The sequence below is a fragment of the Streptomyces sp. NPDC033177 genome (assembly GCF_055577715.1).
In genome coordinates this window covers 285,829-308,446 of sequence record NZ_JBVIPS010000001.1, presented here as the reverse complement: position 1 = coordinate 308,446, position 22,618 = coordinate 285,829, and the positions used below count along the sequence as shown (strand labels likewise).

General features: G+C 71.7%; 22 protein-coding genes and 1 pseudogene. 16 read left to right on the top strand and 7 right to left on the bottom strand.

Going from position 1 to position 22,618, the window contains the following annotated elements:
* Window positions 1–269 precede the first annotated feature (269 nt).
* Window positions 270–1,679 carry a PepSY-associated TM helix domain-containing protein gene (locus ACZ5U5_RS01535; RefSeq protein WP_469014907.1) on the top strand — a complete coding sequence of 470 codons (1,410 nt, stop codon included), beginning with the start codon at window positions 270–272 and terminating at the stop codon, window positions 1,677–1,679.
* 18 nt (window positions 1,680–1,697) lie between these two features.
* On the opposite strand, the gene ACZ5U5_RS01530 is transcribed toward ACZ5U5_RS01535, so the two are convergent.
* A complete protein-coding gene (locus ACZ5U5_RS01530; protein WP_469014906.1) occupies window positions 1,698–2,045 on the bottom strand; it encodes an ArsR/SmtB family transcription factor in 348 nt (115 codons plus the stop codon).
* A 78-nt stretch (window positions 2,046–2,123) separates the two neighbouring features.
* On the opposite strand from ACZ5U5_RS01530, the gene ACZ5U5_RS01525 reads away from it, so the two are divergent.
* From ACZ5U5_RS01525 to ACZ5U5_RS01505, 5 genes are all read left to right on the top strand, one after another.
* Window positions 2,124–3,188: a cation diffusion facilitator family transporter gene (locus ACZ5U5_RS01525; protein ID WP_469014904.1), complete on the top strand. Its 1,065-nt coding sequence runs from the start codon at window positions 2,124–2,126 to the stop codon at window positions 3,186–3,188.
* A 195-nt stretch (window positions 3,189–3,383) separates the two neighbouring features.
* Window positions 3,384–3,809 carry a hypothetical protein gene (locus ACZ5U5_RS01520; protein ID WP_469014902.1) on the top strand — a complete coding sequence of 142 codons (426 nt, stop codon included), beginning with the start codon at window positions 3,384–3,386 and terminating at the stop codon, window positions 3,807–3,809.
* Window positions 3,810–3,940: 131 nt separating this feature from the next.
* Window positions 3,941–4,606, top strand: coding sequence for a DUF3105 domain-containing protein (locus ACZ5U5_RS01515; protein ID WP_469014900.1), 666 nt, complete (start codon window positions 3,941–3,943; stop codon window positions 4,604–4,606).
* Between the two features lie 129 nt (window positions 4,607–4,735).
* Entirely contained in the window at window positions 4,736–5,479 is a 744-nt protein-coding gene (locus ACZ5U5_RS01510; protein ID WP_469014899.1) for a hypothetical protein, read from the top strand.
* A gap of 49 nt (window positions 5,480–5,528) precedes the next feature.
* Window positions 5,529–6,446, top strand: coding sequence for a DNA-binding protein (locus tag ACZ5U5_RS01505; RefSeq protein WP_469014897.1), 918 nt, complete (start codon window positions 5,529–5,531; stop codon window positions 6,444–6,446).
* Here the strand turns inward: ACZ5U5_RS01505 and ACZ5U5_RS01500 are convergent.
* Window positions 6,415–7,401, bottom strand: coding sequence for an NAD(P)-dependent alcohol dehydrogenase (locus ACZ5U5_RS01500; protein WP_469016835.1), 987 nt, complete (start codon window positions 7,399–7,401; stop codon window positions 6,415–6,417). The two genes, ACZ5U5_RS01505 and ACZ5U5_RS01500, sit on opposite strands and share 32 nt — an antisense overlap.
* Window positions 7,402–7,514: 113 nt before the next feature.
* Here ACZ5U5_RS01500 and ACZ5U5_RS01495 point away from each other — a divergent pair, with 113 nt between their 5' ends.
* The gene (locus ACZ5U5_RS01495; RefSeq protein ID WP_469014895.1) at window positions 7,515–8,216 is read left to right on the top strand and encodes a TetR/AcrR family transcriptional regulator; all 702 of its coding nucleotides are present in this window, start codon (window positions 7,515–7,517) and stop codon (window positions 8,214–8,216) included.
* Entirely contained in the window at window positions 8,213–8,938 is a 726-nt protein-coding gene (locus ACZ5U5_RS01490) for a tyrosine-protein phosphatase (protein WP_469014893.1), read from the top strand. Before ACZ5U5_RS01495 ends, ACZ5U5_RS01490 begins: the two co-directional genes overlap by 4 nt.
* Before the next feature lie 34 nt (window positions 8,939–8,972).
* Here the strand turns inward: ACZ5U5_RS01490 and ACZ5U5_RS01485 are convergent, their stop codons facing one another.
* Entirely contained in the window at window positions 8,973–11,252 is a 2,280-nt protein-coding gene (locus ACZ5U5_RS01485; RefSeq protein ID WP_469014890.1) for an FUSC family protein, read from the bottom strand.
* A gap of 143 nt (window positions 11,253–11,395) precedes the next feature.
* Between ACZ5U5_RS01485 and ACZ5U5_RS01480 the strand changes: the two are divergent.
* Window positions 11,396–12,882: pseudogene (locus tag ACZ5U5_RS01480) on the top strand (MFS transporter).
* Here ACZ5U5_RS01480 and ACZ5U5_RS01475 read toward each other — a convergent pair.
* On the bottom strand, window positions 12,848–13,423 hold the full coding sequence (locus ACZ5U5_RS01475) for a TetR/AcrR family transcriptional regulator (RefSeq protein WP_469014888.1): 576 nt from the start codon (window positions 13,421–13,423) through the stop codon (window positions 12,848–12,850). The pseudogene ACZ5U5_RS01480 and the gene ACZ5U5_RS01475 overlap by 35 nt on opposite strands.
* Before the next feature lie 242 nt (window positions 13,424–13,665).
* Here ACZ5U5_RS01475 and ACZ5U5_RS01470 point away from each other — a divergent pair, with 242 nt between their 5' ends.
* From ACZ5U5_RS01470 to ACZ5U5_RS01450, 5 genes are all read left to right on the top strand, one after another.
* Window positions 13,666–14,220 (top strand): 2Fe-2S iron-sulfur cluster-binding protein, encoded by a 555-nt coding sequence (locus tag ACZ5U5_RS01470; RefSeq protein WP_469014885.1) that lies wholly within the window; start codon window positions 13,666–13,668, stop codon window positions 14,218–14,220.
* A complete protein-coding gene (locus ACZ5U5_RS01465; protein ID WP_469014883.1) occupies window positions 14,217–15,209 on the top strand; it encodes an FAD binding domain-containing protein in 993 nt (330 codons plus the stop codon). The genes ACZ5U5_RS01470 and ACZ5U5_RS01465 overlap by 4 nt, the downstream gene beginning before the upstream one ends.
* Window positions 15,206–17,341 (top strand): xanthine dehydrogenase family protein molybdopterin-binding subunit, encoded by a 2,136-nt coding sequence (locus tag ACZ5U5_RS01460; protein WP_469014881.1) that lies wholly within the window; start codon window positions 15,206–15,208, stop codon window positions 17,339–17,341. Before ACZ5U5_RS01465 ends, ACZ5U5_RS01460 begins: the two co-directional genes overlap by 4 nt.
* Complete coding sequence (locus ACZ5U5_RS01455; protein ID WP_469014880.1) at window positions 17,334–18,491, top strand: XdhC family protein; 1,158 nt, start codon at window positions 17,334–17,336, stop codon at window positions 18,489–18,491. The genes ACZ5U5_RS01460 and ACZ5U5_RS01455 overlap by 8 nt, the downstream gene beginning before the upstream one ends.
* 61 nt (window positions 18,492–18,552) lie before the next feature.
* A complete protein-coding gene (locus ACZ5U5_RS01450; RefSeq protein ID WP_469014878.1) occupies window positions 18,553–18,717 on the top strand; it encodes a hypothetical protein in 165 nt (54 codons plus the stop codon).
* A gap of 214 nt (window positions 18,718–18,931) precedes the next feature.
* Here ACZ5U5_RS01450 and ACZ5U5_RS01445 read toward each other — a convergent pair whose 3' ends face one another.
* Both ACZ5U5_RS01445 and ACZ5U5_RS01440 read right to left on the bottom strand, forming a co-directional pair.
* Window positions 18,932–19,696, bottom strand: coding sequence for a YqjF family protein (locus ACZ5U5_RS01445; protein ID WP_469014876.1), 765 nt, complete (start codon window positions 19,694–19,696; stop codon window positions 18,932–18,934).
* A gap of 140 nt (window positions 19,697–19,836) precedes the next feature.
* Entirely contained in the window at window positions 19,837–20,235 is a 399-nt protein-coding gene (locus ACZ5U5_RS01440) for a DUF5997 family protein (RefSeq protein ID WP_367038725.1), read from the bottom strand.
* Window positions 20,236–20,293: 58 nt separating this feature from the next.
* Between ACZ5U5_RS01440 and ACZ5U5_RS01435 the strand changes: the two genes are divergently transcribed.
* Complete coding sequence (locus ACZ5U5_RS01435) at window positions 20,294–21,106, top strand: LysR family substrate-binding domain-containing protein (RefSeq protein ID WP_469014874.1); 813 nt, start codon at window positions 20,294–20,296, stop codon at window positions 21,104–21,106.
* 28 nt (window positions 21,107–21,134) lie between these two features.
* On the opposite strand, the gene ACZ5U5_RS01430 is transcribed toward ACZ5U5_RS01435, so the two are convergent.
* Entirely contained in the window at window positions 21,135–22,154 is a 1,020-nt protein-coding gene (locus tag ACZ5U5_RS01430) for a YdcF family protein (protein ID WP_469014872.1), read from the bottom strand.
* A gap of 114 nt (window positions 22,155–22,268) precedes the next feature.
* Here ACZ5U5_RS01430 and ACZ5U5_RS01425 point away from each other — a divergent pair, with 114 nt between their 5' ends.
* Window positions 22,269–22,499, top strand: coding sequence for a hypothetical protein (locus tag ACZ5U5_RS01425; protein WP_469014870.1), 231 nt, complete (start codon window positions 22,269–22,271; stop codon window positions 22,497–22,499).
* The last annotated feature ends 119 nt before the right edge of the window (window positions 22,500–22,618 follow it).

Here is a 22,618-nt window from a genome sequence, read left to right as displayed (position 1 = left end):
TCTCGACGCTGCTCCCGCCCTTGCCGTCGGCGAAGGGCGCGGCGCAGGCCAATCGCGGCACACGGCAACCGTGACGCACGCCAGTCGCTGTGCACGCCGATCGCGGCGCACGGCGGCCCACCGGCTCCCGACTCGCCGCGTCCCCCTGCGCGTGTGGCGCGCATCACGCAACTCCCGCGTATCGCCGGGAACTACTCCACCCCGCCGACCGACTCCTGCACCGGCCCACTACGGCCGAATCGCGCCACCCTCAGCCAGGAGAGCAGCTCATGTCCGCCGAACCCACACTCCTCGCCCCGGACGACGGGCAGGAGACCCAGGGGGCAGCACCGCCCTCCGCAGGACGGTCCGGATGGGCGTCGCTGCGTCCGCTCGTGCTGCGACTGCACTTCTACGCCGGGGTGCTCATCGCGCCCTTCCTGCTCGTCGCCGCCACCACGGGACTCTTGTACGCCTGCTCCTACCAGGCCGAGAAGATCGTGTACTCCCACGAACTGCGCGTCCCCGTCGGCGAGAACAAGACAGAGCTGCCGATATCGAAACAGGTGGCCGCAGCCCGCAAGGCGCATCCCGAGGGCACGGTCAGCGCGGTGCGGCCCTCGCCCGAGGACGGCGCCACGACCCGCGTCCTGCTGGCCGGAACCCCGGGCGTGGACGCCGACCACACCCTCGCCGTGTTCGTGAACCCCTACAACGGCGAAGTGCGCGGCGCCCTGGAGCAGTACGGCTCCACCGGCGCTCTGCCGCTGCGCACCTGGATCGACGAGCTCCACCGCGATCTGCACCTGGGCGAGACCGGCCGGCTCTACAGCGAACTCGCCGCCAGCTGGCTGTGGGTCATCGCGGGCGGCGGTCTGGTGCTGTGGTTCGCGCGCCGCCGCTCCCAGCGCAAGCTGCGCGGGGCCACCGGCCGTCGCCGCACGCTCTCGCTGCACGGCTCGGTGGGCCTGTGGGCCGCCGCCGGGCTGATCTTCCTGTCGGCGACGGGGCTGACCTGGTCGGCGTACGCGGGCCAGAGCGTCAGCGACCTGCGTGAGGCCATCGGGCAGACGACACCGGCGCTCACGGCGACCGCCGGGGGCGGCGGAGAGCACGCCGGGCACGGCGGATCGGGCTCGGGAGGCGCCGCCGAGGGGGTGGGGCTCGATGCCGTCCTGAAGGCGGCCCGTGCCGAGGGGCTCTCCAACCCGGTGGAGGTCGTACCGCCCGCCGACGAGTCGTCCGCGTACGTCGTCCGGCAGATCCAGCGCAGTTGGCCCGAGAAGCAGGACTCCGTCGCGATCGATCCCGCGAGCGGCGAGGTGACCGAGGTGCTGCGGTTCGCCGACTACCCCGTGCTCGCCAAGCTGACCCGCTGGGGCATCGACGCGCACACCGGCACGCTCTTCGGGCTCGCCAACCAGATCGCCCTCGTCGCGCTCGCCCTCTGCTTGATCCTGATGATCGTGTGGGGGTACCGCATGTGGTGGCAGCGCGGGCGCGGGAACTCGTTCGGGCGTCCGCTGCCGCGCGGGGCGTGGCGACACGTTCCGGCGTACGTCCTGGTCCCGCTGATGGCGGCGATCGCCGTGCTCGGCTACTTCGTGCCGCTGCTCGGCATCCCGCTGGCGGCGTTTCTCGCCCTGGACATCGTGCTGGGGGAGATCGCCCACCGGCGCGGCAGGCGCACCTACGCCTGACTCCGGCTCAGTCGTGGCTCAGTCGTGGGTGGCCGAACCGCTGAGGTGGTGGTCGGCGAGGTTCAGGACCTCGTCGACCACGCGGCGCAGGTGCCCGTCGGGCGGTCCGTAGACCATGCGTCGCCCTTCCTTGCGTACGGAGACGAGTCCGGCGAGGCGCAGTCGGGCCAGGTGCTGGCTGACCGCCGGGCGGGCCGCGCCGCACGCGGTGGTCAGCGTCGTGACGTCCGCCTCGCCCTTGCCGAGGGTGTGCAGCAGGGCCAGGCGGGTGCGGTCCGCCAGGAGGCCAAGCACCTCGGCCGCGTGGGTGTAGTGCTCGGCGCCCGGATCTTGCGGGTGCGCATCGTGCGCAGGTGATAGGTGCATGCGTGCGCTCATACGCACATAATGGGCTCGGGCGCCTCGCGGTGTCCACTCTCCGTCCCGCGTCGGAAGGCCGTACACGTGAGTGAGCAGCACGGACACGTCGGTGAGCAGCACGGACACGTTCATCGCCAGCATGGCCGCGGTGGTGCGGCCCGGTCGGCTCGGTGGCGGCACAAGCTCGTGCACCTGGTGAAGCCGCACTCGCACGAGGCAGCCGACAAGGTCGACACGGCGCTGGAATCGTCCGCGCGTGGCATGCGCGCGCTGTGGATCTCGCTGGCGGTTCTGGGGGTGACGGCTGCGGCCCAGGCAGTGATCGTCGTGCTCACCGGTTCGGTCGCGCTCCTTGGCGACACCGTGCACAACGCGGCGGACGCGTTGACCGCGGTCCCGCTCGGCATCGCCTTCGTCCTGGGCCGCCGCGCCGCCACCCGCCGCTTCACCTACGGGTACGGACGCGCGGAAGATCTCGCGGGCATCGTCATCCTCCTGACGATCGCGGCGTCGGCGGCCTTCGCGGCCTGGGCGGCGGTGGACCGGATGCTCAACCCCCGTACCTTGCAGCACCTTTGGGTGGTGGCCGCCGCCGCGGTCATCGGCTTCATCGGCAACGAATGGGTCGCCCGCTACCGGATCCGCGTCGGCCGCGAGATCGGCTCGGCCGCCCTGGTGGCCGACGGTCTGCACGCCCGTACGGACGGATTCACCTCGCTGGCCGTCCTGTTGAGCGCGGGCGGCGCCGCTCTGGGCTGGCGGCTCGCCGACCCTATCGTTGGCCTGCTGATCACCCTGGCGATCCTGCTCGTCCTGCGGGACGCGGCGCGCGAGGTGTTCCGCCGGGTGATGGACGCCGTGGACCCGGCCCTGGTCGACGCGGCGGAGGAGGCGCTCCTGACTGTCCCTGGTGTACGGGGCGTGGGCGAGCTGCGCCTTCGCTGGATCGGCCACAGCCTGCGCGCGGAGGTGGCGGTCGTGGTGGACGGCGAGCTGTCGGTGCGGGAGGCACACGAGGTGGCGGTCGACGCGGAGCACGCCTTGCTGCACGCGGTGCCGAAGCTGACCGCGGCGCTGGTCCATGCGGACCCGGCGGTGGAGCCCGGAGGTTCGGATCCCCATACGGCGCTCGCGCATCACGGGGTGTGAGTCGCGAGGTTGGTGTGCGGATGGGGCGTTGGCCGCTGAGCATGCCCTGCAGCAGGTAGGGCTGAAGTCGAGCGACGCGGTGAAGTACGCCGATCCCGCGGGCTCACCTCGGACCCCGGGCGGGGCGCACGCAGAGGTTGCGCGTTACCGCCCTACGCCCCGGAGCTGATCCGGCAGCGGCTACTATCTGCGCCCATGGCGTCAGGGCTGCGGGACATGGTGTGCGGGGGACGGCGGAACGCCGCGCGCTGCGTCGTGTCCGTGATCGGCCTGGCGACCCTGCTGGCCGTCCTGTGCGTGTGCTTCGCTTCCGCCGCACATCACGACGAGGCGGCCGACCGTGATGTGGTCACCCTCGCCGCCGCGCCCACCACCACAGGCGGGAGCCCCGCCCCCGCCGCCGAGGAATCCTCCGTGGGACACGGTTGCCCGCCCGGCGAGCGGTGTGCCTCCGCCGCGCACACCGCGGGGATCGCGCTTCCGGCCCCCGAACCATTGGTGCCGTCGACGCTGGGGGAGGCCGGACTGCCCGCGGCTCCGGTCGACGTACATCCCGCGCGGCAGGCGCCTGTTCACCGCCATGCTCCGAGTCTCCACGTCCTGCAGGTGCAGAGGACGTAGGCCGAATCAACGCGCCGCGGACCCCGTCCGGCATCGGACCCGGCTCCGGCGCGCTCGTGCCGATCACCTCACACCATCACCGCCACCACCGCCGTGCCCCGGGCACGGCGGGGACAAGGACGTAGCCGGACATGGGCACCTCCAAGACAGGCAAGAAGTCCGCGACCACCGCCGCACGCAAGGCCCGCATACAAGAGCTGCGCCGCGCCGAGCTGGCGCGAGAGCGCCGCAGTCGTGTCATCGCCGTCACCGCGGGCGTGGCCGTACTGACCGGGCTCGCCGGATTCGGCTCGTACGTCCTGCTCGACGCGTCGGAGAAGCAGGACAAGGAAGAAGCTGTCGCGCAGGCCCCCGTCAAGGGGGAGAAAGAGTGGGACGCGAAGAAGCTCGGGCGCAACCACGTCGAGAAGGACGTCGACTACCCGATGACCCCGCCGGCGGGCGGCGATCACAGCCAGGCGTGGGCCAACTGCCAGGGAAACGTGTACGACAAGCCGCTGGCCGAGGAGAACGCCGTCCACTCCCTGGAGCATGGCGCCGTCTGGATCACGTACAGCGACAAGGCGGCGTCCGGAGACATCAAGACGCTGAGCCAGAAGGTCAGCACGACGCCCTACACGCTGATGAGCCCGGTCAAGGAGCAGAAGGGGGCCCTCACGCTCACGGCGTGGGGCCGCCAGCTCACCGTGGACAAGGCATCCGACTCGCGGGTGGAGCAGTTCCTGGACAAATACGTCCAGGGGGCGCAGACCCCCGAGCCCGGTGCGGCCTGCACGGGCGGGGTCGGACCGGCCTAGGGGGAGAGCATCCGGTCCGGAGTGGCCGGGTGGGAGCGGCCGGGCGGGGAGCCACTGCCTGCTCGGCAACTCCTGCCCGGCGACTCCTGCCGGGTGCCTTCGGAGAGCCGTACGCCTAGTCTCTGAGGTGTGCTGAGCATCGTTGATGATCTGGCCGGGTTCGGACCGCTGCGGATGTGCGCCCATGCGCAGTCGGCCGACGACCCGGACGACCTGACCGGTCTGCGCGTGCTCCTCGTCGCGGACGTGCTGGCCCGAGTCGCCGAGCTGCGCGGCCGGACCGTCCTGGTCGGGTGGACCTGCCCGCCGTCAGCGGCGGCCGACGCCGCCGGTATCCGTCCGGCCGACGCCCACGGCACCGTCGACGAGCTCACCGAGGCTCTCGGCGGCCCGCCGACCGTGCACCTCACCAGCCGCACGTACGAAGGCGCCGTAGGCCTGTCGCTCCATGTCGGCGAGGCCGTGACGCCGGGCGGCGCGTCCCCAAAGGCGGACGCGGACCAGGAGGCGGGCCAGGACGCCCTCGCCCTGCGGCTGCTCCTGCTCGGCCGCCCGCACCACGAGCCCGTCGACGTATCGGAGCAGGCCGTCGACGCCGCCGTCGCGAAGCTGGCCAACTGGCGTAAGTCCGTGGCCGCTTGGGCGGATGAGCCGTCCAAGGCGATGCCCGCCGACTTCGTCGACAGGGCCCGGGCCTCCCTGGACAACGGTCTCGACACCCCGGCCGTGCTGAGGCTCCTCGGCGCTCTGGAGACGGCCGAAGACGTGCCGGGCGGCGCCAAGTTCGAGACGTTCGCCCACCTCGACCGCGTACTCGGTCTGGAAGTCGTCCGCGATGTGGGCCGCTCGCACACCGCCGAGGTATATCGCTGACCGGTGACCGCGTCGGTGTATGTGTACGCGTATGCGTGATCATTGCGGGGTGATCTCCTCGGCCCTGCGCACCATCGAGCGACTCGTGGCCCTCGACGCCACGTCCGGGGCCACCTCAGCGATGCCCGCCGTGCGCGAGGCCCTGCGGCGCGTCCCGGAGCTGTCCGCTGATCCCGGAAGCCTGCGTACGCGGAACAGTGACACGCTCGCTGCCATCGCCGAGCTGTGCGAGGTCATCGGGTGGATCCTCTTCGACGCGGGCTTCTACCGCGCGGCACACCGGATGAACGTACGGGCGCTGGGCCTGGCGGAGCTCTGCGGCGACCGCTGGACGGCACGGTTCGTGCTGCTGAACGACAGCATGCTCCTGGCCCACACGGGAGAGCCGCGCACCGCCCTGGAGAGCGCGGACCGTGTGCCGGGCGCCCGAGCGCTCCCCGCCAGGGTCAGCAGTCTCGTCCTGATCCGCCGGGCGCACGCGATCGCCATGCTCGGCGGCCGCCGTGCATCCATGGACCTGATGGCCCGCGCCCGCAGCCGGTTCCTGGACGGCGTCTCGCGCCACGATCCGCCCTGGGCCTGGTGGATCGACCGGACCGAACTGGTCGGCCACCGGGGCTGGGTACTGGCCAGGCTGCACAGATGGGACCAGGCCATCCCCCTCCTGCACGAGGCGGCCACCGCGCCCGGACCCGCCTACCGGAACCTCTTCACCGCGCAGCTCCTCTCCGCCCTGGCGCGGGCCGGAGCCTGGAGGGAGGCCGAGGACCTCATGGCCGCGCTTGCTCCACATGCTGCCCACATCGGCTCCGTACGGACGACCCAGACACTCGGACGCACGGCGACTCACCTGGTGGCCGGCAGGGTCGACGCCCCCGCGCCCGTGCGGGAGGCGGCGGCATTCCTGCTGGTGAACCTGCCCACGCCGCGAACCCTCAGCCCGAACTCACCGCCTGCGAAGATCTGACGTCGACCACGAGCTTGCCGCGGATCCCGCCCGCCTCCAGCGCGCGGTGCGCCCCGGCGATGTCGGCCAGCGGGTACACCGTGTCCACGACGGGCCGGATAGCCCCACCCTCGGTCAACCGGGTCAGTTCCGCCAGGAGTTGATGGCCGGGGTTGCCGCTGAAGAACCGCACACGTCGCGGACCGAACACCGCGGACCCGACGATGTACGAGAGCGAGGCAGCCATACGACTCGCGTCGAAGGCGATCGACACCATGCGCCCTCCCGGCGCCAGCAGTCGCCGGTACGCGCCGAGCTCCGTGCCGACCGTGTCGAGCACGACATCGAAGGGGCCGAGGCCGGCCGCGTCGGTGGTCGCGTAGTCGAAGGCATCGTCGGCTCCGAGGTCCCGCACGAAGTCGAGCCTCTTGGCCCCCGCGAGCGCCGTGACATGGGCGCCGTACGCCCGCCCCAGCTGGACGGCCGCACTTCCGACGCCGCCGCTGGCGCCGCGAACCAACAGCCGCTCGCCCGCCGCCAGCCGGGCCTTGTCCCGCAGCGCAGTGATCGCCGTCGTGCCGACGCCGGGCAGGGCCGCGGCCTGGACCAGATCGAGGCCGGCCGGCGCGAGGGCCAGTTGGCGAGGTCGCACGACCACGAACTCCGCGGCGGAGCCGAAGCCTTGGGACCGTGCCAAGGCGCCCCACACCCGGTCACCCGGCGCCAGAGCGGACATGGGGGAACCGAGGGCCGCCACCTCACCGGCGAAGTCGATCCCGGTACGCTTGGGGAAACCCCGCCCGGCGAGCCCCGTCACCAGCCGAACCTTCCCCGCCCGGCCCGTCAGCTCGCCGCCGTTCACGCTGGCGGCATGGACGCGGACCAGCACCTCACCGGGGCCCGCGACCGGCTTCGGCACCGTCCCTTCGTACAGCACCTCCGGCGAGCCGTACCTGTCGTACAGAGCCGCGCGCATGTCACTCATCGTTCTCCTGTCCCCGTCGTGGTTTCAACGCCGTTCGGTGCCACTGTCAGCGACGCTAACCCGCTAAACGGAGAGGGTCGTCCACTTGAGCTAATGTGAGAAACATGCCTGCTGATTCGTCTCGGATGCGGCCGGGGGCGGGCCTCGCACCGGCCGCGGAGGACCTCGCACCGGCCGCCGGGGCGGGGCTGCGCGCGGACGCGCTCCGCAATCGCCGGCGCGTCCTCGAAGCCGCCCGTGAACTGTTCGCCGCGCGTGGCCTCGACGTGCCGATCGCCGCCATCGCCCGCCGCGCCGGTGTCGGGGTGGCCACGCTCTACCGCCGCTTTCCCACGCGGGACTCCCTGGTCACGGAGGTCTTCGCGGACCAGCTCGAAGCGTGCGTGTCCGCCGTCGACGACGCCCTCGCGGACCCCGACCCCTGGCACGGATTCCGTACGGTCATCGAGAAGGTGTGCGCCATGCACGTGATCGACCGCGGATTCACCGCGGCGTTCATGACGGCCTTCCCGGACGTCCTGGATTTCGCTCGGGAACGCCGGCGCGCCGAGCGCGGCTTCGAGCAACTGGTGCTCCGTGCGAAGGCCGCCGGCCGACTGCGTGCCGACTTCCACCCAGCCGACCTCCCGCTCATCCTCATGGCCAACAGCGGCATCACCGCGGACTCCACCGAGGCGGCCCTGGCCGCGTCCCGGCGGTTCGTCGCCTACCTCCTCGACTCGTTCCGCGCCGATCGCACCGCCCCCGCCGAGCCCCTTCCGGCGCCGGTTCCCCTCGAACTCCACGACGTAGTATCCCGACGGTGAGACGACACATAGACTTCGAGCGCCTGCACAACTTCCGGGATCTGGGCGGTTATCGGACCTCTGACGGGCGCATGCTGCGCTGGGGTCGCCTGTACCGCTCCGACTCGCTCGCCAAGCTGCGGGGCGCCGACTGGGACCTCTTCCTCTCGCTGGGCGTCCGCACCGTGATCGACCTGCGCTACCCGTGGGAGATCGAGGCCAAGGGGCGGGTCCCCGAGACCGAGGGGCTCGCCTACGTCAACCTCAGCGTGGAGCACCGCCCGTACGACCAGGCGGAGATCGACCCCGGCCTCGACCCCTGGCGCTATCTCGCCGACCGGTACGCGGAGGTCGCCCTCGACGGCGCCGAGGAACTCCGCCAGGCACTGGAGGTCATTGCTCGTGGCGATGGACCGCAGGTCTTCCACTGCGCATCGGGCAAGGACCGCACCGGGCTCCTGGCGGCGCTCGTCCTCGCGCTGCTCGGCGTCGAAGAGGACGTCATCGCCGTGGACTTCGCCCTCACCGAACTGGCCACCGACCGGCTGATCGCGGACTGGAAGGCGGGCCATCCGGACCGGCCCCTGAACTGGCCCGGATATGGGCGCGCCCCGGAAGAGATCATGCGCCTCTTCCTCGCCGACCTGACCACCGCCCACGGCTCGGTGCGCGACTACGCGGTCAAGCAACTCGGCGTCGACGACTCCCTGATCGACCGTCTGCGTACGCAACTGCTGGACTGAACCGCGGCTGACGGACGAGCGTCCTTGCGCCGGGTCAGACCCGCGAGGCCTTCGCCGCCGAGGTGCCCCGCCCCGCCACCGGCACATCCAGCGGCCGGGCGAGGCCCACCACGCCTTCGTCCAGGCGTTGCAGATGGCGCAGCACGCGGTAGGTGACGGTGCCCGAACGCGGGGCGCCGGACCCCTCTGCCTCCAGCATCGAGGCGATGCTGGCGCCCGACTCGACCTCGCCGGTGGCCTTGTCGTCCGCCACGTACCCGGCGATGACCTCGATGTTGTGGGCGATGCGCAGGCCGGCGCGTTCGAGCCGCGGGTCGGCCGCGACGTTCTTGCTGTACGGCACGAGCTCGGCCGTGGCCGCCAGGGAACGGGCGTGATAGGCGCAGGTCTCCAGGAGCGCCACCAGATAGCGTGCGGTCCTGCGGCGGCCGCGCAGCGGGGTGATCGGGTGGGTGAGCGGCTGGATGGAGGCGCGCAGATCGTCGAGTGCGGTGTCCAGGTCCCGCGCCTTGTCCAGGAGATCGGCCGCCGGGCCGCCGCTGAGCTGTTCGACCGAGGCGGAGATGACGTCGGCGAGGCGGGTCAGGACCGTGTTCAGGAGGTCGTCGGTGCGGCGGTCGGTGTGCACCGGCAGGACGAGGACCGCCGCGATGATGCCGCAGGCGGCCCCGAGCGCGGTCTCCTCGATGCGCAGCCAGAGCACGGCGAGGCTGTAGGTGTTCAGGAGGGTATAGAGCAGGCCCAGCATCGCCGTGACGAAGAAGGACATGAGCGCGTACGACAGGGGTGCGGTGAAGAACATCGCGAAGATGAAGAGCAGGACAAGCGCGAACGCGACCCAGGTGTGGTTGCCGACCAGACCCGCGAGCGCCACACCTGCGACCACTCCGAGGACCGTGCCCAGGAGACGCCGGTAGCCCTTAACCAGGATCTCGCCCGTGGAGGCGGTGTTGAGGAAAACCACCCAGCAGGTCAGCACCGCCCAGTACCAGCGCTGGGTGGAGAGGAACTCGCCGCCGATGATGGCCAGGGTCGAGCCCACCGCGACCTGGAACGCGGCCCGGGTGGTGGGGCGCCGCAGCCCGGTGCGGTCGTCCTCCTCGGGTTCGGCAATCTCCTCGGCGCCGGCGATCGCGATGTCCTCGGCGTCGAACTCCTCGCGGGAGCGGGTCGTCGCCGGTGAGTCGTCGGACTCGTCCTGGGGACCGTCGAGGGCGATCCGCAGGCCGAGGACGGCTCGGGCCGCCTCACCGATGCCGCGGAAGACGTCCTGGACGGCCGTCGAGGCCCGCGGCAGGTTGTCCTCGTCGCGGTAGCCGAGCAGCCGGTTGCGTACGTGGGCCAGGGCAGTGCCCCGGTCGTCGGCGACCGGGCGGCCGACCAGCAGGTGCAGCGCGTTCAGGTCGCGGCGCAGGGTGACCGTGGCGTCGTCCTCGGCACGGATGCGCGTCCCCGTCGCCGGTACGGGGGCGTACGGCAGATGGAGGGTGAGGGTGTCCGCGCGTTCGGCGCTACGGGCGTTCAGGAGGAGTACGCCGAGGCGTTCGGCGGCGATCTCCGCGTCCGCCACGCGGCGTTGGACGAGGGTCGCCGTGGCCGAGTCGGGGGTGCCCTCCTCGAGGCGGCCCTGGATCATCAGGGCGGTCTCGTGCAGTCGGGAGGTGCCGCGCCGCAGGTCGGTGAGGACCTTCTCCAACTGCTCGGGCGAGGCGTCGAGAAGCTCGATCTGCGTGGCCACCAGCTGCGCGAGCCGCGCTCTGAAGGCGACGCGCAGCCGCCCCAGATCACGCCCCGGCGTCTCCGGCACGACGGCGAACCGTACGACGGCGCTGCACACGAAGGCGACGGCAAGGGCCAGGCACAGGCTGGGCAGGGCGGACGCCGTTGCGCCCACGAACAGGGAGACGAAGTAGACCTGAAAGCCGATCAGGCCGAGTGCGGTGCCCCTGTCGCCGAACCGGCGGCTGTAGACGGCACCGAAGATCAGCGCGATGAAGAAGATGTCACCCGCGACGACCTGGTCGTGCAGCAGCGCCCCCAGGGAGATCGCCGTGATCGCGACGGGCAGCCCGAGTGCGAGTGTGATCGCCTGCCCGCGCACCTCCTTCTCCTTGATGGCGAAGGTGGAGACCATCGCGGTCATGGCGCCCGCGACCATGTGGGTGACGTCGGTGCCGAACAGCGCGAGGACGACGAGCGTGAGCGCGATCGCACCGACCGTCCGCAGCCCCGCCATCAACCGCAGGAGCCCCGGGTCCGAGGCCACAAAGCGGTCCCATGTGCCGGTCCTGGTCCGCCGTCTCACTGCGCTCACACCCTCATCGCCGCTATTCAGGCGGAGATTCTGTCACGTCGGGATACAACCGGGGCTTGAGGGTTCACAGCGTGATACGCCGGGGCAGCCGACAGGAAGAGGGGCAAAGTCTCCGGGGCGACTTCAACGAAACACTTGAAGTCATGAATCCAGCGGATGACGAACTGACCGGGGCGAAGCCGTGCGCGGACGCCCCTGACACCCAGGAAACAGGCGGGAGCCTCACCCCCTCCCGACGGCGCTGGTGGACGCTGCTCGCGGTGAGCGCGGCCCAGCTCCTCGTGGTCCTCGACGGAACCATCGTGAACATCGCGCTCCCCTCCGCGCAGAGCGCACTCGGCATGTCCGACGCGAGCCGGCAGTGGGCGATCACCGCGTACGCGCTCGCCTTCGGCGGGCTCTTGCTCATCGGCGGGAGGGTCAGCAGCGCGCTGGGCCACCGGCGTACGTTCCTCATCGGGCTCGTGGGCTTCGCCGCCGCGTCCGCGCTCGGCGGGGCGGCCGTGAACCCGAGATGCTGTTCGGGGCGCGCGCCCTGCAAGGGGTGTTCGCCGCGGGCCTCGCACCCGCGGGCCTCTCCCTGCTGACGATCACCTTCACCGAGCCGGGCGAACGCGGCCGGGCCTTCGGCGTGTTCGCCGCGGTGGGGGCCGCCGGATCGGCGGTCGGCCTGGTCGCCGGGGGACTGCTCACCGAGTACGCAGGCTGGCGCTGGTGCCTCTACGTCAACGTGCCCGTGGCCCTGCTCGCCGTGCTCGGCGCGACGTTCGTGCCGCGGGACCGGCCGGTCCGGGGCGAGGGGCGGCTCGATGTCGCGGGCGCCCTGCTCAGCGCGGCGGGCTTCGCCGCGATCGTGTACGCCTTCAACGAGGCCGAGCCGCTCGGCTGGAGTTCGGCGAAGGTCCTCGTCCTGCTCGTGGGCGGTGTCCTGCTGCTGGCCGCGTTCGCCGCCGTCGAGTTCCGGGCGCCGCGGCCCCTGCTTCCGATGCGCGTGCTCGACCATCGCGCCCGCGCCGGGGCGTTTCTCTCCGTCACCCTGTTGTTCGTCGCGATGTTCGGCTTCTACCTGTTCATGAGCTACTACACGCAGACGGTCCTCGGTTACTCGCCCGTCGAGGCGGGCCTGACGCTGATCATCAACGCGCTGGCCGCGCTGGTCGGCGCGACGCTCATCGCCGGGAGGCTGCACGCTCGGGTCAGGCCCGCCGCGCTGATCGTGCCGGGGCTGCTTGCCGCGGCGGCGGGGATGTTCCTGCTGACTCGCCTGACATCGCAGAGCACGGATGTCTTCGGCCTGTATCTGGTGCCCGCGCTGGTCCTGACCGGCCTCGGCCTCGGCTGCGTCCTGCCGCCCACCGCGAGCCTGGCCACCGCGGGCCTGCCCCCGCACGACATCGGAGCCGCGGCGGCGGCCTACAACGCCTCCCAGCAACTGGGCGCCGCGCTCGGTACCGCCCTGCTGAACACGGTCGCGGCCGGCGCGGGCGCGTCGTACCTGGCGTCCACCGCGGATGCCACCCGCGCGGCGGCCTCCGTGCACGGCTACACCACGGCGCTGATGGCCGCCTTCGTGATCCTGTTGGCCGCGGCAGGTGTCAGCGCGGCGCTCCTGCGCGCAGTCCGGCCATGACCAGGTCGAGGAGGCGTCCGGAGCGCGTCTGCCAGTCGCCGTGCGGGTCGATCTGCCAGAGACCCGCGATGGCGAGCAGGAAGTCGTCGGGGGTGACGCCGGGCCGGATGGTGCCCGCCTCCTCGTTCGCCTTCAGGAGGAGCGTGACCGCCGAGGTCACCGGCCCGTGGCCCACCCCGGCAAGCGTGCCCAGGGTGCTGGTGGCCTTGCGCATCGCGTCGGCGAGGCCCGCCTTGGCCATGGCGTACTGGGCGAGGCGGTCCATCCACTCCCGCAGGGCCTGGTCCGGCGGGCGGGTCTCCAGGAGCTGACAGGCGGTGTCGGCGACCTGCTGGACCTCGTAGCGGTAGACCTCGAGGACGAGGGCCTCACGGTTGGGGAAGTTGCGGTAGAACGTCCCCTGCCCGACGCACGCCTTCTTGGCGATCGCGCTGAGCGGGGCGTCCGCCGAGCGCGTCAGTTCGGTCAGTGCCACTTCCAGGATGCGCTCGCGATTCCGTTGTGCGTCCGAGCGCAGTTGTGCGTCCTTCTTCTGGTGCACTCGTCCTCCTCCCGAGAATCGCGGCCCGGGCCACTCTTGCTAAGCGGACAGGTGTCCGTTAAGTTTTGAAGCTAACGGACAGCTGTCCGCTTAGGGTCACCATACCGGCAGACCCCCCTTACGCACAGCGCCACCACCTCCCGGAGCCTCCGTCGGGACCGCCTCACGCGACGATCCCGCCTTTACGTGACACGAGCTGACTCAAGCTGACACAAGATGACAGAAGCGAAAGAAGGCTGATCGTGGCCCCATCGACGTCCAGCGCCATCACGCTGAACATCAACGGCGAAAAGCACACGCTGCCCGTCGACCACCGCACCACCCTGCTCGACGCCCTGCGCGAGCGCCTCGATCTGACCGGCACCAAGAAGGGCTGTGACCAAGGACAGTGCGGCGCCTGCACGGTGCTGATCGACGGGCGCCGTGCCGTCTCCTGCCTGCAACTCGCCGTTGCCTCCGAGGGGCGCGAGATCACCACCATCGAAGGTGTGGCACAGGGAGACCAACTGCACCCGGTACAGCAGGCGTTCCTCGATCTCGACGGCTACCAGTGCGGCTACTGCACGCCGGGACAGGTCTGTTCGGCCATCGCGGTCATCGAGGAACACGCGGCGGGCTGGCCGAGCGCCGCGACCACGGACGTACGGCCCGAAGCGGGCGTTCCCGAGCTGAGCGCCGACGAGATCAGGGAACGCATGAGCGGCAACCTGTGCCGCTGCGGCGCGTATGTGTCGATCGTCCAGGCGGTCGCGCAGGCGGCGGCCGCCGAGAACAAGGGTACGGAGGCCGTGGCATGAGGGAATTCGGTTACCAGCGGGCGCTCGACATCCCCGGCACGGTCGCGCTGCTCGGCACCGATCCCGACGCGCGCGTCCTGGGCGGCGGCACGAACCTCGTCGACCTGATGAAGACCGGCGTGGAGCGGCCCGGACTGCTCATCGACGTACGCGAGCTGCCTCTCGACCGGATAGAGACCACGGACGACGGCGGGCTGCGGATCGGCGCGACCGTCACCAACAGCGATCTCGCCGCCGACCCCGAAGTGCGGCGCCGCTACCCCGCGTTGGCGGAAGCCGTCCTGGCCGGCGCCTCGGGCCAGCTGCGCAACATGGCCACCGTGGGCGGCAACCTGCTCCAGCGCACCCGCTGCGGGTACTTCGCCGACCTGTCCAAACCCTGCAACAAACGCGCCCCCGGCAGCGGTTGCCCCGCCGTCGAGGGCGAACACCACAACCACGCCATCCTCGGCGCCACCGAGCACTGCGTGGCCGTCCACCCCTCCGACATGGGCGTGGCGCTCGCCGCCTTCGACGCCGTCATCTCGTACGAGACGGCGCAGGGCACCGGCGAACTGCCGCTCGCCGACTTCTACTTGTCCGTCGGCAGCACCCCGCACCTGGAGACCGCGCTGCCGCCCGGCGCGCTCATCACCGGCATCACCCTGCCGCCGGCCCCGGTCGCCCTCCACTCCCGCTACCGCAAGGTGCGCGAGCGCGCGTCGTACGCCTTCGCCATCGGCTCGATCGCCGCGGCGCTCGACGTCCAGGACGGTGTCGTACGCGAAGTGCGCCTGGCCTTCGGCGCGGTGGCGTCCCGGCCGTGGCGCGCCCGCGAGGCCGAGCGGGTCCTGACCGGCGGTCCCGCGACCGCCGAGGCGTTCGCCGCCGCCGCGGACGCCGAACTCGCCGCCGCCAGGACGCTGCCCGACAACGGCTACAAGGTGACGCTGATGCGCAACCTCGTCGTCGCCCTGCTGACCGAGCTCACCGAGGAGGCGACCCGATGACGGCGCAGACCACGACGACCGCGTCCACCGGGGCGACGAGCGCCGCCGGCGCTTCGTACACCCGCGTGGAGGGCCTGGACAAGGTCACCGGCGCGGCCCGGTACGCGGGCGAGATCCCCTTCGCCGAACTCGCCCACGGCTGGCTGGTGTTGTCCACCATCGCCCGCGGCCGGGTCCTTGCGGTCGAGTCGGACCCCGTGCGCGCGATGCCCGGTGTCCTGGCCGTCCTGCACCACGGCAACGCGCCGCGCGTCGACGGGGACTACGTCGGCATGCTCGGCGTCCCCGACCCGATCGTGGAGGTCTTCCAGCACGACCGGGTGCCCTTCGTCGGCTGGCCGGTGGCGCTCGTCGTCGCCGAGACCTCCGAGCAGGCCAGGGAGGCCGCCGAGGCGGTGGTGGTGCGGTACGAGGAGGAGCCGCACGACGTCGCGTTCTCCGCCGAGCACCCCGGCACGTACACGCCGGACGGCGACGGCCACCTGGTGGAGAAGGGCGACCTGGAGGCCGAGCTAGCCGCGTCCACGCACGTCGTGGACCAGGAGTACACCACCCCCGAAGAACACCACGGCTCGATGGAACCGCACGCCGCGATGGCGCGCTGGGACAACGGACGCCTCGAAGTCGTCGACTCCAACCAGGGCAGCACCTGGGTCGCGGACGAACTGGCCAAACTGTTCTCGCTCGACCCCGCATCGGTACGGGTACGGTCCGAGCACATCGGCGGCGCCTTCGGATCCAAGGGCGTACGCGTCCACCAGATCCTCGCCGTGATGGCGGCGACAATGCTCGACCGCCCCGTCCGGGTCGTCCTCAGCCGTCGCCAGCTGTTCACGCTCACCGGCTACCGCAGCCCCACCGCCCAGCGCGTCAGGCTCGGCGCCGACGCCGACGGGCGGCTGCGCGCCGTCGACCACCAGGGGCACAGCCTCACCTCGACGGTCCACGAGTTCGTCGAGGCGAGCGCCGGGTTCGGACGCCCCATGTACGCCTCCGACGCCCACCGCAGCGTCAACCGCGTGGTGCGCCTCGACGTGCCCACGCCGACCTACATGCGCGCTCCCGGCGAGGCGCCGGGTTCGTTCGCCCTGGAATCCGCGCTCGACGAACTCGCCGAGCGGTGCGGTGTGGACCCGATCGCGCTGCGCGCCCGCAACGAACCGGACGTGGGCCCCGTCTCCGGGCTGCCCTTCGCCAGCCGCAATCTGCTGTCCGCCTTCCAGGAGGGCGCCCGCAGGTTCGGCTGGGCCGACCGGGATCCGCGCCCCGGCCTGCGGCGCGAGGGGCGCTGGCTGCTCGGCACCGGCACGGCGGCCGCCACCTTCCCGGTGATCGTCGCGCCGTCCACCGCGGCCGCGACGGCGGAGGCCGACGGCACCTTCACGGTGCGGATCAACGCGGCGGACGTCGGGACGGGAGCACGCACCGCGCTGACCCTGATCGCCGCGGAAGCCCTCGAAGTTCCCCAGGACCGCGTCCGGGTGCGCATCGGCGACAGCGACTTCGGTCCGGCGGCGATCTCCGGCGGCTCGATGGGTACCCGCTCCTGGGGCTGGGCCGTCAGGACAGCGGTGGCCGACCTGCGGGAACAACTCGCCCTGGGCGGCGACATCCCGCCGCAGGGAATCACCGTACGGTCCGACACCAGCGCGGCCGTCGGAGCACTCGCGCAGAAGGAACGTCACTCCTTCGGCGCGCAGTTCGCGGAGGTGGCCGTCGACGTCACCACCGGAGAAGTGCGGGTGCGGCGCATGCTCGGCATCTTCGCGGCGGGCCGCATCATCAACCCCCTGACCGCGCGCAGCCAGTTCGTCGGCGGCATGACCTGGGGCCTGTCCATGGCCCTGCACGAGGAGGCCCACCGCGACCAGGCGACGGGCGGCCACGTGGGCGCCGACTTCGCCGGCTACCACTTCGCCGCCAACGCCGACGTGCCGGTCATCGAGGCGGACTGGGTGGAGGACACGGACGCGGACGACCCGGTCGGCATCAAGGGCATCGGCGAGATCGGCATCGTGGGGGCCGCCGCGGCGATCGCCAACGCGGTCTGGCACGCGACCGGCGTACGCCACCGCCAACTGCCCATCCGCCCCGACCGTGTCCTGAACGCGGGAGGAGCCCCGGGTGCTTGACATCGCCGAAGCACTGAACCGCTGGGTCCAGGAGGGCCGGGACTTCGCCGTCGCCACCGTCGTGACGGTGGGCGGCAGCGCGCCGCGCCCGCCCGGCGCCGCCCTCGCCGTCGACAGCGAGGGCACGGTCATCGGTTCGGTCTCCGGCGGCTGTGTGGAGGGCGCGGTGTACGACCTGTGCGTGCAGGCCCTCCAGGACGGCGCGACCGTGCGCGAGCGGTTCGGCTACAGCGACGAGGACGCCTTCGCCGTCGGTCTGACCTGCGGCGGCGTAATCGAGGTCCTGGTCACGCCGCTCGGCGCGGACGCGCCGGGCAGGCAGGTCTTCACGGCGGCGCTCTCGGCCGCCGCCCGCGGCGACGCGGCGGCGATCGCCCGCGTCGCCCGGGGCCCGGCCGAACTCCTCGGCAGGGTCGTGCTCGTCCACCCCGACGGCTCGTACGAAGGAGGCCTGGACGAACATCCCGACCTCGACCGTACGGTGGTCGGCGAGACCCGCGCGATGCTGGACGCGGGCCGCACCGGCGAGTTCGACGTCTCGGAGAGCGGATCGCGCTGCGGGGAGCCCCTGACACTCTTCGTCGAGTCGTGCGTGCCCCCGCCCCGCATGATCGTCTTCGGTGCGATCGACTTCGCCGCGGCCCTGGTACGCACGGGCAAGTTCCTCGGCTACCACGTGACCGTGTGCGACGCCCGTCCGGTCTTCGCCACGAAGGCCCGCTTCCCCGAGGCCGATGACATCGTGGTCGACTGGCCGCACCGCTACCTCCGGGACACCGCGACCGACGGCCGCACGGTCCTTGCCGTCCTCACCCATGACGCCAAGTTCGACATCCCGCTCCTCGAGGTGGCCCTGCGGCTCCCGGTCGCGTTCGTCGGCGCGATGGGCTCACGCCGCACCCACGAGGACCGCAACGCACGCCTGCGGGAAGTCGGCGTCACCGACGAGGAGTTGGCCCGTCTGCACTCCCCGATCGGTCTCGACCTCGGGGCCCGCACCCCGGAGGAGACTGCCCTGTCCATCGCGGCCGAGATCATCGCGGCGCGCAGGGGCGGGACGGGGGCCCCGCTGACCGGGACGGGCGAGCCGATCCATCACGACGCGGACGCCGGACGCCGCAAGGGAACCACCGGCTTCCACGCCGCCTAGCAAGTCCCCGGCCGGTGGCCGGCAACCGTCAAGCGCCGCAGTCGCGATCAGACTGCGGCGCTTGTCCGTCCTTCTCGGCCCCCTTTCCACGGGGCGCCGTGCAGAGTTCACGTACCAACGCGAACGACCGCACGCGATCGGCGAGGTCATGGACCGGCGTGACCAGCATCAGTTCGTCGGCGCCGGTGTCCTGCGCGATCCGCGCGAGCCGGGAGCCCACCGATGACGGCGTGCCATGGGCTTGCTGCGCGGCAAACGCGGTCAGCGCGTCCTCTTCCCGGGAGCTGAAGCGGTGAGCAGCCGCGTCGGCCGCTCAGCATAGGGCCGGGCGACGGGCTCGGCCGCACCTTTTCTCCCCGCGGACCCGGCGCTGCGCCACGGGTCCGTGAGTGAACTCGGCCTGCGGTAAAGGAGGTTGTCGCCGCGCCCCAAGGCCGGCGTCAGGGAGTCGGGATGCCGCCGGGCCGGGCAGGGCGCCCGAAGCGGACCGGTACACCTGGCGAGTACAGCACGCTCACCGGGTCACCGACCGGCCGCGGCAGTCCCGCGGCCGCGACCAGGTCCTCGTCGCACTCGATCAGGTCGGCCCGGTGCAGCGGCCACCGCGGATGCGCGTTCGGCAGGAACATCTGCCGTCCGAAGAACGTGTTGTGCATGCCCCAGCGGGCCGTCAGGAAGTGCTCGAAATCGGTGGGCTCCTCGACCCGCTCGCCCACCCGGACGGCGATGCGGCTGTGCGCGCCCCGCGGCCCCGGCCAGCGCCGCGCACTGGTGTACGTGACGGTGTCGCCGCTGTGTCGAATGCTCATCCGCGACCACTGGTACGGCAACCGGAAGGCGCCGCGCGCGACCGCCACCGGGATCAGACGAGAGGCGTCGAGGGAGCGGAAGACGACGCCGCGGCGCCCATGGGCGTCCACCGAGTACAGGCGGACGTTGGTCTCGGGAAACGTGCCCAGGTACGGGACGCCCGGCAGCCGGAACCAGCCGACCCGGTGCATGCGAAACGCGACAAGACCCACATAGGTCACCCCGTCGTGAAGATCGGGAACCGTACCGGCCGGAAGGAGCGGCGCGACATCCGCGGGGTCCACGGCCCAGTGCACGAAGGCAAGGTCCAGCCACGACTGCGTGAGCAGCGGGTTCTCCGTGGAAGTGGGCGGATCGGCGGATATCGGTTCCGGCACTGCGGGGGTGAGGACCACGCCATCAGCATCGCAGGAACCCCGACGGCGCCCGCCACGGGGTCCGGACACCGGGGCGGGGCGGGGTGCGGCGCGGCGCGGCATGACTGAACCCCCGGGCTGACCGCGTCAGTGTCCGGGGGCTCGGAGTCCGGGTGAGGTCAGGAACGCGACCGGCGCTCCTGCTCCGCGGCGTTCTTCTCCTTGATGCGTACCGTCTCCTTGCGGACCTCGGCCTGGGTGGCGCGCTCCTTCTGCAGCCACTCCGGGTTGTCGGTCTTGATCGCTTCGATCTGCTCCGTGGTGAGGGCCTCCGTGACCCCGCCACGCGCGAGACCGGCGATGGACACGCCGAGCTTCGACGCGACGACCGGCCGGGGGTGCGGTCCGGTGCGCCGCAGCTCCTGGAGCCACTCGGGCGGCTCGGTCTGCAGGGCGTTCAGCTCGGTGCGCGAGACAACACCCTCCTGGAACTCGGCGGGGGTGGCCTCGAGGTACACACCCAGCTTCTTCGCCGCGGTCGCGGGCTTCATGGTCTGGGCGGTCTGGTGCGACGTCATGCTCCCCAGGGTATCGAGCGTGTGAGCTACCGCCGACCACGACCGGTAACCTGGCGGAGTGACGGACTCGCAGGTGACCCCTTCTTTCAGGCTCGCGTACGTCCCGGGGGTGACACCCACCAAGTGGGTGCGGATCTGGAACGAGCGGCTGCCCGACGTGCCGCTGACCCTCGTGGCCGTGGACCCGGGCGAGGCTTTCGACCTCCTGCGCGGCGGCGGCGCCGACGCCGGTTTCGTACGGCTCCCCGTCGACCGTACGGACCTCAGTGCGATCCCCCTCTACACCGAGACGACGGTCGTGGTGATCCCCAAGGACCACGTGATCGCGGCGGTCGACGAAGTGACCGCCGAGGATCTGGCGGACGAGATCATCCTGCACCCCCTCGACGACACCCTCGCGTGGGAGAAGCTGCCCGGACAGCCGGCGAACGAGCGCCCCGCGACGACGCCGGACGCCGTCGAGCTGGTGGCGGCGGGCATCGGGGTCCTCGCCGTCCCCCAGTCGCTCGCCCGTCTGCACCACCGCAAGGACCTCACCTACCGGCCGCTCACGGACGCCCCCGAGTCGCGGGTCGCGCTGTCCTGGCCGGAGGACGCCACCACGGACCTGGTGGAGGACTTCATCGGGATCGTGCGCGGGCGCACCGTCAACAGCTCCCGCGGCCGCTCCCAGACTCCCGCGGCCGCGTCGGCATCGGACCAGTCGAAGCGCAAGAGCCCCGACAAGGGGGCCCCTCGTCGGAAGCCGACGACGGGCAAGCCCGCAGCGAAGACGGGCAAGCCCACCGGAAAGTCGGGCAAGAACGCGCGCGGCGGTTCCGGAGGCGCACCGAAGGCGGCGAAGCGGGGCAAGCCCCGCCGTCGCTCGTAGCCCTGGCCGCCCGGCCTGCGGAAGCGGGTCACCCGGAGCCGTTGCGCTGCGCCCACCAGGCGAGCACCCCGCCGAGTACGAGCAGCAGGCAGATGGCCGCGTTGGTCCGCTTGTAGGCGACGAGGACAGCGGCGAACTCGCGGATCGTCGCGGTGGGCCAGAAGTACGCGGCCGTGGGCGAACCCACCACCTGGCCCTTGATCCCGGTCCGCCGGGCGGTGAGGGCGGCACGGAAGGCGTGGTAGTTGTTCGTGACGATGACGCACCGGTAGTCCGGCTTCGTCTTCTCCATGATCGCCTTGCTGAACCGCAGATTCTCCTCGGTCGTGGTCGAGCGGTCCTCCCGATCGATCAGGGCGGCGGGGAACCCGTGGGCGATCAGATCGTCGGCCATCGCGTGGGACTCCGGCAGATCCTCGTCCGGCCCCTGGCCCCCCGAGGTGATGAGGACCGGCGCATCGCCCCGCTCGGCCAGGCGCGCGTGCACCGACTGCGCCCGCCTGAGGCGACTGGCCAGGAGGGGCGGCACGGTGGACCCACCGACGAGCCCCGAGCCGAGTACGACCACGAAGTCGGCCTTGCGGCGCACCCGCTGCCGCCCGTAGAGGAATGCGTAACAGACGAAGCAGAGGAACAGGAACGCGAGATAGGCGGCAAGGCCACCGGCCGCCGTTCCCACCCCGATCCACACCGGAGTCCGTACGACCACGGCCATGACCACCAGCGCCACGACCGACAGGATCGCCAACGCCGCGACCAGCGAAAGCAGGTTGGTCGGGCTCCGGCCTTCCTTGCGCACCATCTGCAGGCCGTTGGAGAACAGGAAGCACGTCAGCACGAGGATGCTCAGTGCGCCGAGGACCACCAGCGCCCACGCCACGGCCTGACCCGACGCCGAGCCGGACCTGACCAGTTGGAACAGCCAGGCCGCGAGTGCACAGAGCCCGGCGAGGCCCAGGATCACGGCATTGCTGAACTTCCTGCGCTCGCGCACCACGCGCACGCAGAAGACGAGAAAGAGGAGTGCCGCGGGGGCGTAGAGCAACATCCGCACAGCGTAGGCTCCGTCAACCCCTGTCCTGGACCGGAACCCTAGACGTCCGCTGTAGTGATGTCGGGGGCCAGACCGTGCCCTTATGAGCGTGGGGGAGTTGACCCCGGTATGAAGAAGCGAAGCGTACTGGCCGTTGCCTCTCTCGCCGCCGGGGCTGTCATCGCCGCGATCAGCCCGCCTCAGGGAGCGGACACCGCGGACGTGAGGGGCCCCGACCGCGCCGCGGGCGCTCTGGATATGGTCGATGACGCCGGTCAGTGGGGCGAGGATGCCCCGCCGATGCCCGGCGCCGGCTCTGGCGTGGTCGCCCCGGACATCTCCAGCACCCAGGGGCTCTGAAGCACGACCACCGCGGGGGGGGGGGGGGGGGGGGGGGGGGGACGCGGGCCCCTCCCCGCCCGCCCCCCCCCCAAGCAAGGGATAGTCCCCTCCCCCACCCCCTCCCCCCCCCCCCCCCC

What these genes read in the sequence shown, in the direction of transcription:
- ACZ5U5_RS01535 (WP_469014907.1), top strand. Translation starts at nt 270, where the DNA reads ATGTCCGCCGAACCCACACTCCTCGCCCCGGACGACGGGCAGGAGACC.
- ACZ5U5_RS01530 (WP_469014906.1), bottom strand. Translation starts at nt 2,045, where the DNA reads ATGCACCTATCACCTGCGCACGATGCGCACCCGCAAGATCCGGGCGCC.
- ACZ5U5_RS01520 (WP_469014902.1), top strand. Translation starts at nt 3,384, where the DNA reads ATGGCGTCAGGGCTGCGGGACATGGTGTGCGGGGGACGGCGGAACGCC.
- ACZ5U5_RS01515 (WP_469014900.1), top strand. Translation starts at nt 3,941, where the DNA reads ATGGGCACCTCCAAGACAGGCAAGAAGTCCGCGACCACCGCCGCACGC.
- ACZ5U5_RS01500 (WP_469016835.1), bottom strand. Translation starts at nt 7,401, where the DNA reads ATGCGCGCGGCTCTGTACGACAGGTACGGCTCGCCGGAGGTGCTGTAC.
- ACZ5U5_RS01495 (WP_469014895.1), top strand. Translation starts at nt 7,515, where the DNA reads ATGCCTGCTGATTCGTCTCGGATGCGGCCGGGGGCGGGCCTCGCACCG.
- ACZ5U5_RS01465 (WP_469014883.1), top strand. Translation starts at nt 14,217, where the DNA reads ATGAGGGAATTCGGTTACCAGCGGGCGCTCGACATCCCCGGCACGGTC.
- ACZ5U5_RS01460 (WP_469014881.1), top strand. Translation starts at nt 15,206, where the DNA reads ATGACGGCGCAGACCACGACGACCGCGTCCACCGGGGCGACGAGCGCC.
- ACZ5U5_RS01440 (WP_367038725.1), bottom strand. Translation starts at nt 20,235, where the DNA reads ATGACGTCGCACCAGACCGCCCAGACCATGAAGCCCGCGACCGCGGCG.
- ACZ5U5_RS01430 (WP_469014872.1), bottom strand. Translation starts at nt 22,154, where the DNA reads ATGTTGCTCTACGCCCCCGCGGCACTCCTCTTTCTCGTCTTCTGCGTG.
- ACZ5U5_RS01425 (WP_469014870.1), top strand. Translation starts at nt 22,269, where the DNA reads ATGAAGAAGCGAAGCGTACTGGCCGTTGCCTCTCTCGCCGCCGGGGCT.